Here is a 16,831-nt window from a genome sequence, read left to right as displayed (position 1 = left end):
TCATATCGTGAGGGAATATGAATAAACTTTACTTTCTAACAAGCTTCACTACATTTTCTACATGGGCTGTATGTGGGAACATATCAACTGGTTGTACATATTCCACTTCATAACTCTTCATTAGTGCTTGTACATCACGTGCTAATGAAGAAGGATTACAAGATACATAAACAACTTGTTTTGGTTTCACTTTTAAAATTGTTTCCAGTAATTTATCATCGCAACCTGTACGAGGTGGATCGACAACAATTACATCTGGACGCCATCCTTCTTTTACCCATTTCGGTAACCATTGTTCAGCTTTACCTGCTTCATATTTCGTATTTGTAAATCCGTGACGCTTCGCATTTTTTCTTGCATCTTCAATCGCTTCTGGAATTACATCCATACCACGTACTTCCGCTGCATCATTTGCAAGCCACAGACCGATTGTACCAACACCACAATACGCATCTACAATTTTCTCATCGCCTGTTAAAGCAGCTGCTTTTTTCGCTTCATCGTATAAAACAACTGTTTGTTCTGGATTTAACTGGAAGAATGCACGTGCTGATAATTCAAATGATAAATCACCTAGTGTTTCTTGAATTACTTCTTTTCCAGCTAATTTAAATGTTTTATCACCGAAAATAACAGATGTTTTACGCCAGTTTACGTTTTGCATAATTGATTTAACAGCTGGCATCTGTTTTTGTACTTCTGCGATAAATTGATCTTTATTTGGTAATTCTTCTTTTGTTGTAATAAGTGTAACTTGTACTTCCCCTGTTTGAACTGCAGTACGTGTCACAATTGTGCGTACTAAACCTTTTTGTTTTTTCTCATTGTAAATAGAAACATTTAATTTTTCTAATATACGTCTTACAACTTTTGTCGCTTCATTCGTTGCTTTATGTTGAATCATACAGTGAGCAATATCAATTAACTGATGTGAGTTTTGCTTATACAGCCCTGTAATAACCTTTTCGTCTTTACGTCCCACTTGTAATTGACTCTTATTACGATAATGCCATGGATTTTCCATACCAAGCGTTGGACGAATTTTTTCTTCCAAACTGTTGTTCATATACTTCTCAAATGCTTGTACAACGATATCACGCTTTTGATTTAATTGTTCTTTATAATCTAAATGTTGCAGCTGACAACCGCCACACTCTTCATATACCGGGCATGGTGCTTTCACACGATGTGGTGAAGCTTTACGAACTTTTTTCACTTTCGCTTCAGCGAAGCCACGCTGAATTTTCGTTGTTTCAGCAACAACTTCTTCTCCTGGTAATGCCCCTGGAATGAAAACAACTTGTCTCTTAAAATAACCAACGCCTTCTCCGTTAATCCCAAGACGTTTAATTGTCACAGGAAACGTTTGACCAACTTCCAACTTACTCTCATGTTGCTTTTGTATCAATATTACACCTCTACTCTATACTTTTCCATAAATATAACGCTGCATAACTGCAGTATGGTTCACACTCTTGTTTCACTTTTTCTAAAAATGCATCATCAGGTTTATCATCTAATTGAAATACACCTTGCACTGCACGCTGAATCCCAATGTCCGCTTTCGGAAACATATTTTTCCGTCCAATCCCAAACATTAAAAAATTTTGCACTGTCCATGTACCAATCCCCCTAATTGGTAACAATTGTGCGGAAACCTCTTCATCCGCCCTGGTTTCTATACTCGCTAAATTTAATGTACCGCTGATAATACTTCGACCTAACCCTACTATATATTCAGCCTTTCGCTGACTAAACTTCTGCTCTCTCAATTCTTCTATTGAAATATTTGCTACTATTTCTGGAGTGGGGAAAAAGAATACACCGTTCTTCTCTGTTCCATATCGTTTCACAAACTGTTCAGTTAACACAGTAGCAAATTTCAAATTTATTTGTTGATGAATGATACAGCGAAGAAGACAAGCAAAATAATCAAACTCTAAAATAATTGGAGTATAAGCATATGTTTCAAATAGTGGACGTAATGATGTGTTTAAAAAATGATTTTGTATATCTTGAAACGGTTCATTCCAATGAAAAATGGCTCTCATTCGTTTCATGACTTTCTCTTGATCTCCTGCCTGACTAGAGATCCAAAACTGTGGATTTTGAACAGTACCAATCCCTTGCAAGCGAACAACAATCTGTTCCTCGTCTATACAAAGCGGGACATAAATGACTTTCTCATCTAATTGAATGACGTTAAGAGGATCAAAAGATAAACGTTTTAATACTTCTTCAAAATGATACGGATACTCTAACGTAACATGTTCGCTCCACATACGTTTCCCCATCCTTTTTACACATCATTATAGCATGAGAAAACCGCAAGCATACATGCTTACGGTTGATTGCTTTTTACTAAGTCATCTAGACTTTTAAAATGATACCCTTTCTCGCGCAAATCATCAATGATTTTCGCAAGTGCTTCTGCATTATCTTTTGATATTGCATGAAGTAATAAAACAGATCCTGGATGAATCATCGTCATTACATTATTATGTGCATATTGCCATCCTCTTTGCTCGTCCACTTTCCAATCCAAAAATGCAAGTGACCAAAATACATTATAATAGCCCATTTCTTTCGTAAGAGCCAATGTTCTTTCACTAAATACGCCGCGCGGCGGACGTACATATTTTACTTCTTTTTGCCCAGTTACTTTTTTAATCTCTTCCGTTACACTCGTTAATTCTTCACGAAGTTTCGCATCATTTACCGTTGTAAAATCAGGATGACTCCACGAATGGTTTCCAATAATATGTCCTTCATCCTTCATTCTTAATAACAAATCTTTTTGTGTTTTAATATAATGACCCGTTACAAAGAAAGTTGCTGGTACTTTTTTCTCTTTTAATACGTCTAAGATTTTCCCTGTGTATCCATTCTCATATCCATTATCAAATGTTAAATAAATATCTTTTTTCTCCGTGTCCCCTAAATAAAAACCGCCATTTTTTTGTAGTAATTCTGTATATAGCTTCCCTGCATCTGGTACTGTTTCATTTTTAGGACGCGGGATTCCCCAGTTATGTGGAGTATTTGTATAAGCTAATGCTGAAACTGGAACAAGTGCCATCATAATTGAAAAAATGAGACCGATATATAACCATTTATATTTCATAAATAGTCTCCTTTCCATATATAATCGTACTTGTAGTTTCTGTTGCCATTCATTCTTTCATGCTGAACATGTTTTTCTATATATACCAAAAAAATGCATCTCGAATCATTCGAGATGCATTTTTGTTTACTTAAATACTGGCTCTTTAAAGCTAGCTAATTTTTCAAGTGATGTTTTATCAACATCTGCATGTAAGCTATTACCATGAGAATCCATCGTTACAACTGCTTTAAATCCTTCGATACGTAAATGCCACATTGCCTCTGGAATACCAAATTGTAAGAAATCAACATCTTTTACTTCTTTAATACATTCAGCATAATATTGTGCTGCACCGCCAATTGCATTTAAATATACACCACCGTGCTCTTCTAAAGCCGCTAATGTTTTCGCACCCATACCACCTTTTCCAATGACAGCGCGAATACCGAATTTCTTCATAATATCGCCTTGGTACGGTTCTTCACGAATACTTGTCGTTGGACCTGCCGCTTTAATTTGCCAGTTTTCATTTTCATCTTTCACGACAACTGGACCACAGTGATAAATAACTTGTCCTTTTAAATCTACTGGACAATCGTTATCCATTAAATGCTTATGGATTGCGTCACGACCTGTATACATCATGCCATTAATTGTTACAACATCACCAACGCGAAGTTCACGAATTTGCTCTTCTGTAATTGGTGCTTGTAATACAATCTCACGTTGCTCTGTTTTTTCTTGCGCTTCTTGCTGAAGTGTATCCTCACCTTCTTGATATAGCCAATCCATAATTTCACCTGTTTCAGGATGGATTGTTACGCCAAGGCGGCGATATGCCCAGCAATTATACGCAACAGATACGTAGAAACTAGCTGGCAGACGATTATACACGCCAATTTTACAACCAAGTAAAGTTGTTTCTCCACCAAATCCCATCGTACCAATGCCAAGCTTATTCGCATTTTCTAATACGTACTCTTCAAGTTTTTGTAACTCTGGTACTGGATTGACATCATCTAATGTACGGAATAATTGATTTTTTGCTAATTCGTAACCTGATGTGCGGTCTCCCCCGATACCAACACCAATTACACCTGCACTACAGCCTTGACCTTGCGCTTGATATACAGCATGAAGAAGGCATTTACGAATCCCTTCTAAATCACGGCCAGCGCGTCCAAGTCCTTCTAATTCACACGGTAAGCTATACTGAATATTTTTATTCTCACAGCCACCACCCTTTAGAATTAAGCGTGCATCAATATAATCTTTTTCCCATTGTTCAAACTTAATAACCGGTGTACCTGGTCCTAAATTATTTCCACTATTGTCTCCAAAAAGAGAATCAACAGAATTGGGACGAAGTTTACCATCTTTTGTCGCCCGCTCAAGCGCATTATAGATAGCTTCCTTCAACTTTAATTGATTCACACCAACTGGTGTATAAATTTTAAACGTTGGCATCCCTGTATCTTGGCAAATTGGCGAGACGTTATCATCAGCCATTTTAATATTATTCGTAATTGTGCCAAGTGCCATCGCAGAACGAGTCCCTGAATTTTCTCGTTCTTTCGCTTGTTGAATCGCACGACGAACATCTTTCGGTAAGTTCGTTGACGTTTCAACAATTAGTTGATACATGCTTTCTTGAAGCTTTTCCATTGTTACTTCCCCCTCAATTGTGAACGCTACCAAAACGTTATGAGCTGAAAATTCCATTGTTATGCTCTTCAGCTTTTTATTTGTTTCACGCTATTAAAGCATAAATGAAATTTTTCACAACTTGATTATACCTTTTTTTCTACCGTCCTTCTATTATCCATACAGAAAAAGGCTGCCAATTTTGCATTGGCAGCCTTTTTAATATATTATTCGTCTTTTTTAAATTGCTCACATTTTAATTCTAATTCATCTAACATCGCAAGAAGACGATCTACATCTTCTAACTCTACTTCTTCAGGTTCAATTGTATCAATTACTTCAATGAACATATTTAAACGTTCTTTTAAATATACTAGTTGTGAATCTTTATCTTCAATTGCTTTTCCCATGAAGGCACTCTCCTTTTAATTCGAGTTGCTTTTATTATACCGCAAAAATGATTGCTATGGGCATGAAATTTCATCAATTTTGTCACAGTCATTCATTCAAATGTAAGCCCTCTCTCTTTTTTCACAAAAAAGTTTCACTTTATAAAAAGTACATATTCTTCTATTATAGAGAATGGACAAATTGTTATTTCAATAGTCAAAGGAGTATTTCATATGACGATATCACAAAAAATGAAGCCGATTACTCCTTCTTACGATCCATGGGAAGCGTATATGGACCTTGAAGAGTACGGCAAACTACTATTAACAAACGTTGAGTTTACAACGACAACGTTATGCAATATGCGTTGCGAGCATTGTGCTGTTGGTTACACATTACAGCCGAAAGATCCAAATCCGCTTCCGATGGAGCTTTTATTAAAACGATTAGATGAGATTCCTCATTTACGTTCTTTAAGTATTACTGGCGGAGAACCAATGCTTTCAAAGAAATCCGTCGACAACTATGTAACACCGCTCTTAAAATACGCCCATGAACGAGGCGTTCGCACTCAAATCAACTCAAACTTAACTATAGATTTAGCACGTTACGAACAAATTATTCCTTATTTAGACGTATTGCATATATCCCATAACTGGGGAACAATTGATGACTTCGTTGAAGGTGGATTTGCAATGATGGAACGTAAACCTACTTATGAACAACGTGCAAAATTATTTGAACGAATGATTACAAATAGTAAAGCTCTATCAGATGCAGGGGTACTCGTATCAGCTGAAACAATGTTAAACAAAAGAACTCTACCGCATATTGAGCATATTCATCGTCAAATTGTCGAAGAGATGGGCTGTAAACGTCATGAAGTTCACCCGATGTATCCAAGTGACTTCGCGAGTAATCTAGAGATCTTAACAAAGGCTGAAATTCGTGATGCAATTGAGCATTTACTAGAAATTCGCGATGAAAATGTATGGATGTTATTTGGAACTTTACCTTTCTATGCTTGTAGCGATGACGAGCGAGACATCGCCACATTTAAGAAATTACAAGAAAGCAAAAATGTAACGGTTCGTAACGATCCAGATGGTCGTTCTCGTTTAAACGTCAACATTTTCGATGGAAATATTATTGTAACTGATTTCGGTGACGTTCCCCTTCTAGGTAACGTACAAACAAACACACTACAAGAAGCGTATGACAAATGGAGTGCTTCAAAAACAGCACAATCATTAAGCTGTCACTGTCCTGCAGTAAAATGCCTTGGACCAAATGTTCTTGTAAAAAATAGCTACTATCCGACAGAAGATTTCTTATCAAAAACAGCAAACATAACATTTTAAATTTCAACTTTAATCAGTGGGGGTTTGTTCGTTCCCCACTGATTATTAGTTGAACCAATTGCCCACAAATAGCGGGATAAATAAAAACGTCAGCTTATAAGCTGACGTTTTTTCATATTATTGCGAGTGAGAAGAAGAAATGAATTTAAAATACAAATGATCGTGAATTGGAATAGCAGCTCCAATTCCTTGTGAGGTAATATTTTTCACTACAAGCCTCTTTTGATTTCCTTTTAACACAAGGTACACTTCTCCAAACGTTACTTTTCCTTTTTCATTTACTGCTGGTGTATAAGCATATAAATATCCAAGTTGACTCGGACTAATATTATACACACGCTCATGTCCAGTACCATAACCAATGGTCGTTTTAAATGAAAGCGGCAATTGTACTTTTTCAAGTGCTTTGAGAAGCATCATTTTTTTCACATCCGCAGTATTTTTCATATCTGCTGTTAAATCACCTTCAACCGTCTTTTGCGTTTCTTGCTTATAGCGTAGCGGATATAAGCGATCTCCTCCGCGATTATCGTACACATTACGATTTACTTGTTTATATTCCCAATTAATCGATGTCTCAACCGATTCATAATTCAAAGCCCATTGACCTAAATAAATCTTTGCTCGGTACCCTACCGCAAGCGGCGCATTCGAAATTGTCGTTTCATTAAACATTCGAATTAAGTCCGGATTTTCAATTTTAATATTTGCTGTTTTCAATAGTTCTTGAGCAAACTTACTCGGCTGTAAGCGCGGCAAATCTTGCGCATCATTTGGAAACGTATTGTCTTTGGAAATATTTAATACAGATGAAGGCATTTTTGTTTCTACCGTTGTCTTTGCAAAACTTATGTTAGGAAATAATAGAATAAACGAGACCATAGTTGAAAGACATATGCTGTATACTCGTTTCACCTGTCTGGCTCCTTCCTACGTAAAGGTATATATACTACTTTGTTTATTGTTTTCTCCCAATACAATTGTTATGCCTATTTTTCATAATAAATAAAAACCAATTCCCATAATGACATACGCTGCTAATAAAGTACCACCTTCAAACCAGTTTGTATCTCCATCATTTGAAATTGCGATCGTTAAGAAAACAGCTGTAATCATAGAAACGAGTTCTGGTATTGTAAATACTAAAGGCATCCTTTGTGCAAAGAACATAGAAAGCAGTACTAATACAGGAGCAACAAACATGGCAATTTGTAACGTAGAACCGACTGCAATTTCAACTGCAATATTTACTTTATTTTTATACGCCATAATAATCGCAGATGCATGTTCCGCTGCATTCCCAACAATTGCAACGATAATAACCCCTATAAATAATTCTGACCAACCAAATGATTTTGCAACTGTCTCAAATGTATGCACAAGCGCCTCTGACACATAAGCTACCGCAATTGTCGCTATCGCTAAAATGAGTAATGCTTTACCTTTCGACCACTCTGGTTCTTCCTCATGAGTGACTTCATCCGTTTTATGTTGATATACACCACGATGCGTAACGAGCTTAAATAGCAGTGCAGCAATATACATAATAATCATGATAATAGAAACACCGATACTTAATTGATACGTCTTTCCAGCGTCCATCTTCATTGAAAAGATCTCTGGAATAACAAAAGCTACTACAACAGCAAATATTAATAAAGCTGAATTATGCCTTGCATCATACACATTAAAACTTTGTCTTTTGTATTTAAGCCCTCCTACAAAGAAGGATAGCCCTCCTACTAATAATAAATTTCCAAGTACAGAACCCGTTAAAGAGGCTAACACGACCTCAATTAATCCTGCCTGAAGTGCAAAAATTGAAATGATTAGTTCAACAGCATTACCGAAAGTAGCATTTAATAATCCGCCTATTCTAGGTCCCGAGACAATCGCCAAACTTTCTGTCGCTCTCCCCATAAAACCCGCTAATGCGATAATCGTAATACAATACACAGCGAACATAATTGTTTGAGGCCAATGAAGTGTTTTTCCAAGTACAGAAAGTGGTACCCCGATCAGCGCTAAGATAAGAAATATTTTATTAAACATGCTTTTCATCCTTCCATCGTATGTATTTCTCCTCGATATTATTATTATTCTTCTCCTAACTTGTCCGATTTCATCACAATTACGTTTAAAAAATCGGATTGAAGAAAACAGTATGAAAGATATTTAAATTATCTTGTTTAAACGGAGAAAACAATAAATTATGAACAGGGGCTAAAAGCATGCATTTAAAAGAAAAAATTGAAACTATTATTTGCGGTCAACGAACTGGTGTATTATCTACTGTACGTGAAAATAAACCTCATAGTACCTTTATGATGTTTTTCCACGAAGATTTTGTATTATATGTTGCAACAGATCGGAAATCAAAAAAGATAACAGATATCGAGAACAATCCAAATGTCCATGTACTACTTGGACGTGAAGGAAAGAAATTAGATGAAGATTATATTGAAGTTGAAGGCTTAGCTTCCATCGAGGAAGACTCCACATTAAAAAATAAGTTTTGGAATAATAGCTTAAAACGTTGGTTACTCGGTCCTGAAGACCCTAATTACGTATTAATAAAAATCAATCCCGACACAATTTATTACATCGATGGTGCTGGTACGACGGAGCCTGAGTTTTTACGACTATAAAATAAAACAAGCCCCCTTTAGGTGGGCTTGTTTTGTCGAAAAGTTCTTCTGAAAAAAACAATAAAATAGGTGGAACTTTCTAAAGATTCTGTTATATAATAGCATTAACTTAAATAAACTGTATTAAAACAGATTGAGAGGAGAAATAAAATTGATGAAAAGAGAAGAACGCAAAAACATGATTGAGTTTATTGAAAAGAAAAAAGGGATTGAGCGTGATGAATTATTGTTTATGACAGACGATGAAGTAGAACATATTTATAATGTAACGTACTTTTTGTACGAGGAAATTGCAGAGTAGTATAATAATCCCCACCTTATTAGCAATATAAGGTGGGGATTATTTCGTTATTTATTTCGCTATTTGCGAGGCGGTAAAATCCCACTGATTAAAGTTTCACTTTATACATGAGAATGGTTTTCATGTATAATAATGTAAGATTGGAGGAATTTTACTATGAGTTCATGGCTCTTATTCGCACTATTATCAGCAATTGCTGCTGCCCTTGTATCTATTTTCGGAAAGATTGGTTTAGATGGAATCGATGCCAATGTTGCAACAACGGTTCGTTCTATTATTATGGCATTATTTATGGTGGGCGTTATTATTATCCAAGGTAAATTTCAAAATATCGGCGACGTACTGCTAAATAAAAAAGCACTGCTCTTTATCACATTAAGTGGGGTTGCAGGTGCTTCGTCATGGCTATTTTATTTTCTTGCCCTCAAAACAGGGAAAGTTTCACAAGTGGCTCCTGTCGATAAATTTAGCGTCGTATTTTCTATCATTCTCGCGATGATTATACTCGGTGAAAAGTTAAACTTTATGACTGGCGTTGGTGTAGTCTTTATTACAGCTGGTGTATTATTTATTGCTTTCAGCTAAAAAAACCGCTATTAGCGGTTTTTCTTTTTCTTTATATAAAACCATACAATACATGTAACAACTACTGAAATGCATAAAATCCATATTCCGTAATGATGTAGATTATACTCAACGAAACGCCACTTCTCTCCTAACTTCCAGCCAAGTCCAATAAAAACACTTATCCAAATAAGCGCACCACCATAAGCGTACAAACAAAAACGCCAAAGTGTTAAATTCGACATCCCAGCAAAATATGCTGTTAAATGACGTACTCCCGGGATAAAGTAACCAATCATTAAAAGAAATGGTCCATATTTTTCAAATAAAACATGTGTTTTTTCAATGTGATGTTCTTTAATTCTAATCTTCGGCCCATATTTTTTTAAAACAGGGAGTCCAAGTTTTAAACCTAATATGTAGCTTAATGTAATACCTAACATCGCACCAGCCATCCCGCTTAAAAAAGCAGCAGTTCCTGACATAACTCCTTTAGAAACGTTATAACCAACGAAAGTCAATAAAAACTCGTCTGGTATCGGTAATCCAACAATTCCACCGGCCAAAGCTATAATAATTCCAAAATACCCATAATGTGCGATTAACTCGCCAATATGTTGTTCCATTCGGAAAACACATCCTATGCACGATCGTTATTCCACATTGTGCCCTTTCTATCTTTCAGACAAACATGGTATACATATTCACTATACATTGTTTTTATAATGAACTCTACTTCTATCCATTCCTTTAGCAGGAAGAAAGTGAACCATTAATCAATGGTGATTTGCTCATCCTCACTAATTTTTAGCACACACCAATTGTGCGCCCGACTCCCACCTACTTCCCTTGTATTCACCGATTTTTGAAGCGCTAGTCTTACTATCCGCAAATAGCCGGATTAAAAAATAAAAATTCATATGCTTGTTTTTTTGTTACAATAAAGGAAAGTTACTTTTCGCAACGGTTTAACTCTCAGGAAAAATGATATATCTAGCAAAAACATAGTTTGGTCGATATAATGCAACTTCTACCTATTAAAAGAACATACACCCTTTACATACAACATCATTTTTCTAAATTATACAGGGGGAACGAACATGACCATTGAAAATCAATTTATCCAAAAGGTTTACTATAAAACATTTTTAACAGCAGAAACTTCTACTCCAGTATCAGAAGTACTCGGTGAAGCATATATAAATGAATCTACAAATGAATTCTCCAACATTTCTAATATCCGCTTTGCTCAAGGTGAATTTTATTACCAAAATAAAGACTTTGAAGCAGCGATATTTAAATGGGAGAAAGTAAATAACGAACTTGCACTTTGGGCAACCAAAAATATTGCAGATTCTTATTTTGAACTAGGATTCTTGCCAAAAGCAGAAGAGATTTATCAATCCATTCAAACGGAAGATACAACTCTTACAATGGAAGTTTCCTTACAACTTCTTTCTCTTTACATCGAACAAGAACGTTTAGGTCTAGCATTTAAGACGATTAGTGAGGCTGTTGCATTTCAACCTGACTATCCTAATATCACTGCAATTGCTCGCTCATTCTATGAAAAACAAGAAGATTGGAATAACGCCATCGAACTTGCCGTTCAAGAAGGAATTCGAACAAAATCGTTACACTGGTTCGATACTTTAATCAATTATGTGAATCAAGGATTCACGAAACAAATCAAACCAGAATATTTCTATGAATCTTTAAAAGCTTTATATGCAATTGATCAAGTCCAATTTAAAGAACTTGTTATTGCGCTTTGGAACAGCTATCAAAATGAAAACTTGCATCTACCTTGGATTCAAACAATAAATCATTTATTCTTACATATTGAAACAGACAACAATGACGATTGGCATGAAATTGTTGAACGCTATCAAGATACGTACTTTGAGTTAATTACTGGTGAGCATTTCATGCATGAAATGCAGGGACTTGTACCAGATTTATTAACCAATTGGTTTAGTTTAACGAAAGCAAAAGATGCCCTATTTGTCTCTGCTGCAGTGTTAGCATGGAATGAAGTTTCACCTACAACTTTAGAGTCATTACTCGTAAAAAGTGCTGGAGCCCTACTTTCTAATTCAACAGCTGAAACAAATGTAAATATGGAAACAGTTTCTCATTTATTCGAAACAATTGCTGTATGGGCTGAAAAAAACGATGTGGATTTAAGTCATCAATTTACGTTACTCGTTCACGAACTGTGTGATTTAAATGTTACACAATTACTAATAGCGGGAACTAGTGACCATGATAAATCATCATTCATCAATTCAATATTAGGAGAGAACATCTTAACTGAGACTGTAACAACTCCTATTCTATTTAAAGATGATAGCCAAACTGAAATAACAGAATTCACTGCGTTAGATGTACACAATATACCTAGCTTTGATGAATTCCATCAAAGAATGGCTACACCTTCCGAATCAGAACTTGAGAAAAAATGTATAGAAATTAAGTTACCAAGTAGATTTTTAAGAAAAAATAAATTTGCATTTCTTGTTACGCCACCTGTTCAAGGGCAAGTGGATAAAAACAGCTCATATTTTGAATACTTACAAGCAGCAGATAGCCTTATTTACGTATTAAATTCTTCTTCACCATTACATGGTGAAGAACTTGATACATTACTTTATTTACGTGAACAAGTGCCAAATTTACAAATTCATTTCGTATTACACACAAATAATACGACCAATAATGAAAAACTAATGAGTAAGATGAAAGTCCATTTCCCAAAGGCACAGTTCTTCCCATACTCTCCTTCACAAGAGAGTAGCCAGCAACTTGGAGACGTGACAGAGTCTATTCTTTCTAATCTAGCAGAGCGTAACATGGAACAAGAACGTATAAAAAAACTAATATGGTTTACACAAAAAACAATCGCATACCTTGTAAATGAACGTGTGGAGTTAGAAAATACATTAGTGAAATCAGTACGCTGGAATAAACATATCTCAGTTAAATTAAATGGATTTATTAACAACCTTACTGCTCTTGAAAAAGATAAAATTCGTTCTATTACAGAATCTTATCTTTTAACGAAAGAAGAAATCACACGAGATATCCATTCTCAAATTCCTGAATTATTACAGAGTTGTTCTGACCTTGTTCAAGAAGATAGCGACTTCAAATTAGTTCATGAAGAATTAAATACTGCGATGAACGAACGAGTTCAAAAACATGTACAACAAGTGCTTCTTCCTAAATTTACTGGTTCTATTCAAGAATGGATTGAAACAGCTCATAATGAATTTATTCAAGCTCAATCTTATTTAGATGAAATGAGTGAAACGTTTAATAAATTATATAAAGAAGAACGCATGAAACTTCCTTGTGATTTCAAATTACTAGATGATTGGCATCGAGATGTTGTACGTATGACAAATCGAATTACAGTATCGAACATCAATATTTTATTACGCTTTACACCGACACAATTTTTCTTAAAAAGTGCTGGAAAACTATTTGGTAACATGCAAAAAAATCAGTCTATGCTCGCAAACAAATATAAACAATACATTGAAACGGAAGACTATACGGAGATTGCTCAAACAATCTCAAAACAATTCTTCCTTCAATTTGAAGTATTTGAAGGCGCATTAGAACGAGATATCATGATGTTCTTTAAAGATCCACTTAGCATATTGAAACAAAATGTAGAAGCAGCTCAACTTGAAATACAGGAAGACGAGCAAACATTAACAACATTAAGAAGCAACCCAGAAACGTATCACGATCCGTTAGCATTCTTTAAACTGCAACTATTGCAGCACAAATTCGTTTTAAGTACAAACAAAAACAATGAAGACGTCTATGAATTTAATGAGTCTCCTACGATTTAACATAAAAAACCAAGCAAATTTCAGTTTGCTTGGTTTTTTACTTTAATTCATTATTTTCATATGTTCAAATGGATAATAAATTGCCGCTAATTCTCCTAATACATCTTCTCTATCAATAAGTCCTAAACCATTTCTACTATCTCTGCTTATTAAGCGATTATCTCCCATAACAAAAATCTTATTTTTAGGAATTGTAATCGGTCCAAAGTCCTCTGTTAAATTCATAAGTTTTTTTTCAGCTTGTTTTTTATTACTATACAAATACGCTTCCTGTATCACTTCATGATTCACATATAATTGATCATTTCTCACCTCAATGACATCACCAGGCAAACCAATAACCCTTTTCACATAAAAATTATCTGTCTTCACAACAATAATATCTTCTCGCCCATAACTTTCAAATTGCTTTGCCAACTTATTAACAATCACCTTATCCCCATCTTGTAACGTTGGTTTCATGGACGCTCCTTTTACAGTCGTAGGAAAAAACACAAAAATTTTCGCTAAAAACACTAACAAACATGCAATTGCAATTGTTCCAAAGAATTCACGCCAACGTTTTTTCTTTTGCATCATTCCACCATCTCATCATCTTTTTACTTTTATTATAAGGAATTCAACTGTAAAATTTCCATAAAATTCTGAATTGTAAAATTGTAATATTACAAACTTTTAAATAACAATATTAAAAAATGTATTATTTTATATTTTTATTTACTTAGGAGGACTTTTTCTATGAAAGTTATGCTTAAAAATGAAAATACCGGCCAAATTAAACAAGCAAAAATTGGTTTTAGTTGGACTATATTTTTCTTTGGTTTCTTCCCTGCTATATTCCGTGGAGATTGGAAATGGTTTTTAATTATTTTAATCGCTAGCATGTTTACGTTCGGATTCTCTAACCTAGTCTTCTGCTTTATTTACAACAAACTTTACATCAATGATTTATTAGCTCAAGGTTATAAAGCAGCTGATGAATATAGCCTTTCTGCTCTACAACAAAAAAACATCGTAGCATAGTAACAAAAAAAGATACTCTCAAAATAGTCTATCCACTATTTTTGAGAGTATCTTTTTATATTCCCACATATACAATACACATTTGAGCCGCTACATATGTAAACCAAATCCAAAGTGGTTCATACTTTAATTTGCGCCCTCCAATATCTGTCACGCCTATAATAAAATCAGAAATCACAAATAGTAAACCACCAAAAGCCGGTATCCACCATATTCCTGTATTCTCATAGTATAGGGCGAATGCAAAGCAAGCCATTCCTCCAACCCACAATCCGTAAATTAGAGCTCCTATCGTAAACAATTTATCTTGTTTATCATTTCGTATAAAAAAGAACCATCCTATAATGAGAAAGAGCCCATATACGAGTAAACCAATCCAAAAACCATTCCATGAGATGCCTGTTTGCAAAAATGCTTTTACATAAAAACAATGTGCAAGCGCGAAAGTAATCATCCCTCCAATTAACCTGTGACCAATTGGAATCAAACCTGCCATAAATAAATCTCCTACAGTTGATAACGTCATACCTAGTGCAACCCACGTACTATACTCCACTGATGGATCTTGTAACCATATCCAAATTGCACTTGCCGTTAAAGAAAAACTAAGAATAAGACGCACTGCTAAAGGTAACGGCATATTATTTCTTGTCTTTTTTGTCTGTCCTATTGCGTATATTGCACCAATTAAAAAAAGAATGATTTGTCCAATTAACACCATGTAAAGTAGATTCATAACATGTTCTCCTCAATAAATGCTTTTTGTATCTTTTTTCGTTATACCTAGTCTATTATCCTTTTTCTATATAAAAAAAGAAGAACAGTACTGTTCTTCCATTGTAATCGTTTTCCTGTTATTTATGCTACTTGTTTTTCTTGCTCCATTTTCTGCTTAGCTGGCTTACGATTCACCACGATAATTCCCGCGGCTACACATGCCAAACCGAATAATACAAATGAATGAATTGCTTCTCCTAAAATCATGCTCGATAATAACACACCAAATACGGGTATAAAGAACATGTACATTGATACTTTTCCAACCTTGTTATACTTCATAATTGTATTCCAAATGCAAAAGCCTGCTGCGGATAAGAAAGATAAGTAGAGAAGCATAAGTATTGCATGTACACTAAATGTAAATGGCATGGCTCCAACTTGCAAAGCCCCTATACATAATAGCCCGATAGAACCAAAAATCATTTGGTATGCTGTCATATAGCCAACATCTAATGTTTTGCTACCTTCTTTCGCCAATATGTTTCCATATGAATACAACATTGCTGCACTAAGAAGTAATAAGCTACCGATTCCGAAATGGAATGACAAACTACCATCACTCGGTACATTTACTAAAATGACACCACAAAAGCCGATAGAGACCCCAATTATTTTTCTCATATTGAGAGCGTCATCTTTATATAAAAAATGAGCAAGTAAAATTTGAAAGAATGATGATGTTCCTGAAATGATAGCTCCTTCAATACCAGAACTATAGCTCATTCCAATATAAAAACATATATATTGAAGAAATGTTTGAAATAAACCAATTTGCACTAACTGCTTCCCCGTTCCTTTTTTGAAGCTCATATCTTTTCCTAACACTTTAAAGAATACTAAGAGCATGACTCCAGATAAAAAGAAACGATAACCAGCAAATAGTATTTGTTCCCCAACTTCTTGTGGCTGAATTCCAAGTTCAGCATAGCTTAATTTAATAAATGGGAATGCGCTCCCCCATAAGAAAGTCGCTACTATTGCAGCAATTAGTACGCCAATCGGATGGGTAAAAAATTTCTCTGTCTTCACTTGTTGTCTTCCTTTCCGATCTTTTATGAACAATATTCATATATACCAAAGGTATTGCGAAAACACAAGTTTTCCGTTTATACTTGAAACAAAACTATGCCATCTTATAAAAACATATGATA

17 protein-coding genes are annotated in these 16,831 nt (G+C 34.9%); 6 read left to right on the top strand and 11 right to left on the bottom strand.

What is annotated here, in order from left to right; genetic code table 11:
• Positions 1-28 precede the first annotated feature (28 nt).
• From rlmD to J0835_RS02455, 5 genes are all read right to left on the bottom strand, one after another.
• On the bottom strand, positions 29-1,408 hold the full coding sequence (gene rlmD, locus J0835_RS02475) for a 23S rRNA (uracil(1939)-C(5))-methyltransferase RlmD (RefSeq protein WP_000615214.1): 1,380 nt from the start codon (positions 1,406-1,408) through the stop codon (positions 29-31).
• Positions 1,409-1,418: 10 nt separating this feature from the next.
• Positions 1,419-2,282 carry a DNA-3-methyladenine glycosylase family protein gene (locus J0835_RS02470; RefSeq protein ID WP_087979321.1) on the bottom strand — a complete coding sequence of 288 codons (864 nt, stop codon included), beginning with the start codon at positions 2,280-2,282 and terminating at the stop codon, positions 1,419-1,421.
• 59 nt (positions 2,283-2,341) lie between these two features.
• Complete coding sequence (gene pdaA / locus J0835_RS02465; protein WP_087979320.1) at positions 2,342-3,124, bottom strand: delta-lactam-biosynthetic de-N-acetylase; 783 nt, start codon at positions 3,122-3,124, stop codon at positions 2,342-2,344.
• A 126-nt stretch (positions 3,125-3,250) separates the two neighbouring features.
• On the bottom strand, positions 3,251-4,771 hold the full coding sequence (gene fumA / locus J0835_RS02460) for a class I fumarate hydratase (protein ID WP_087979319.1): 1,521 nt from the start codon (positions 4,769-4,771) through the stop codon (positions 3,251-3,253).
• Between the two features lie 206 nt (positions 4,772-4,977).
• Positions 4,978-5,160 (bottom strand): SE1561 family protein, encoded by a 183-nt coding sequence (locus tag J0835_RS02455; protein ID WP_000513547.1) that lies wholly within the window; start codon positions 5,158-5,160, stop codon positions 4,978-4,980.
• A 213-nt stretch (positions 5,161-5,373) separates the two neighbouring features.
• Between J0835_RS02455 and yfkAB the strand changes: the two genes are divergently transcribed.
• Complete coding sequence (gene yfkAB, locus J0835_RS02450) at positions 5,374-6,501, top strand: radical SAM/CxCxxxxC motif protein YfkAB (protein WP_000156029.1); 1,128 nt, start codon at positions 5,374-5,376, stop codon at positions 6,499-6,501.
• A 117-nt stretch (positions 6,502-6,618) separates the two neighbouring features.
• On the opposite strand, the gene J0835_RS02445 is transcribed toward yfkAB, so the two are convergent.
• Together J0835_RS02445 and cax are read right to left on the bottom strand one after the other, a co-directional pair.
• Positions 6,619-7,416: a YfkD famly protein gene (locus tag J0835_RS02445; protein WP_087979318.1), complete on the bottom strand. Its 798-nt coding sequence runs from the start codon at positions 7,414-7,416 to the stop codon at positions 6,619-6,621.
• 81 nt (positions 7,417-7,497) lie between these two features.
• Positions 7,498-8,553 (bottom strand): calcium/proton exchanger, encoded by a 1,056-nt coding sequence (cax, locus tag J0835_RS02440; protein ID WP_140386655.1) that lies wholly within the window; start codon positions 8,551-8,553, stop codon positions 7,498-7,500.
• Positions 8,554-8,732: 179 nt separating this feature from the next.
• Here cax and J0835_RS02435 point away from each other — a divergent pair, with 179 nt between their 5' ends.
• From J0835_RS02435 to J0835_RS02425, 3 genes are all read left to right on the top strand, one after another.
• Entirely contained in the window at positions 8,733-9,149 is a 417-nt protein-coding gene (locus tag J0835_RS02435) for a pyridoxamine 5'-phosphate oxidase family protein (RefSeq protein ID WP_000550224.1), read from the top strand.
• 154 nt (positions 9,150-9,303) lie between these two features.
• Entirely contained in the window at positions 9,304-9,450 is a 147-nt protein-coding gene (locus tag J0835_RS02430; protein ID WP_000817786.1) for a BH0509 family protein, read from the top strand.
• Between the two features lie 156 nt (positions 9,451-9,606).
• The gene (locus J0835_RS02425; protein ID WP_087979316.1) at positions 9,607-10,035 is read left to right on the top strand and encodes an EamA family transporter; all 429 of its coding nucleotides are present in this window, start codon (positions 9,607-9,609) and stop codon (positions 10,033-10,035) included.
• 11 nt (positions 10,036-10,046) lie between these two features.
• Here the strand turns inward: J0835_RS02425 and J0835_RS02420 are convergent, their stop codons facing one another.
• On the bottom strand, positions 10,047-10,640 hold the full coding sequence (locus tag J0835_RS02420; protein WP_087979315.1) for a DedA family protein: 594 nt from the start codon (positions 10,638-10,640) through the stop codon (positions 10,047-10,049).
• Positions 10,641-11,114: 474 nt separating this feature from the next.
• On the opposite strand from J0835_RS02420, the gene J0835_RS02415 reads away from it, so the two are divergent.
• A complete protein-coding gene (locus J0835_RS02415) occupies positions 11,115-13,877 on the top strand; it encodes a tetratricopeptide repeat protein (RefSeq protein WP_087979314.1) in 2,763 nt (920 codons plus the stop codon).
• A 42-nt stretch (positions 13,878-13,919) separates the two neighbouring features.
• On the opposite strand, the gene lepB is transcribed toward J0835_RS02415, so the two are convergent.
• On the bottom strand, positions 13,920-14,456 hold the full coding sequence (gene lepB / locus J0835_RS02410) for a signal peptidase I (RefSeq protein WP_087979313.1): 537 nt from the start codon (positions 14,454-14,456) through the stop codon (positions 13,920-13,922).
• A gap of 159 nt (positions 14,457-14,615) precedes the next feature.
• Here lepB and J0835_RS02405 point away from each other — a divergent pair, with 159 nt between their 5' ends.
• The gene (locus J0835_RS02405) at positions 14,616-14,900 is read left to right on the top strand and encodes a hypothetical protein (RefSeq protein ID WP_140386654.1); all 285 of its coding nucleotides are present in this window, start codon (positions 14,616-14,618) and stop codon (positions 14,898-14,900) included.
• 55 nt (positions 14,901-14,955) lie between these two features.
• Here J0835_RS02405 and J0835_RS02400 read toward each other — a convergent pair whose 3' ends face one another.
• Together J0835_RS02400 and J0835_RS02395 are read right to left on the bottom strand one after the other, a co-directional pair.
• A complete protein-coding gene (locus J0835_RS02400; RefSeq protein ID WP_087979311.1) occupies positions 14,956-15,636 on the bottom strand; it encodes a lysoplasmalogenase in 681 nt (226 codons plus the stop codon).
• A 122-nt stretch (positions 15,637-15,758) separates the two neighbouring features.
• A complete protein-coding gene (locus J0835_RS02395) occupies positions 15,759-16,709 on the bottom strand; it encodes a DMT family transporter (protein ID WP_087979310.1) in 951 nt (316 codons plus the stop codon).
• Between the last annotated feature and the right edge of the window lie 122 nt (positions 16,710-16,831).

It is taken from the genome of Bacillus cereus group sp. Sample62 (assembly GCF_036851315.1).
GTDB lineage: Bacteria > Bacillota > Bacilli > Bacillales > Bacillaceae_G > Bacillus_A > Bacillus_A wiedmannii.
The sequence above is the reverse complement of the archived record's forward strand: the minus strand, read 5'-3'. Positions and strand labels throughout refer to the sequence as shown.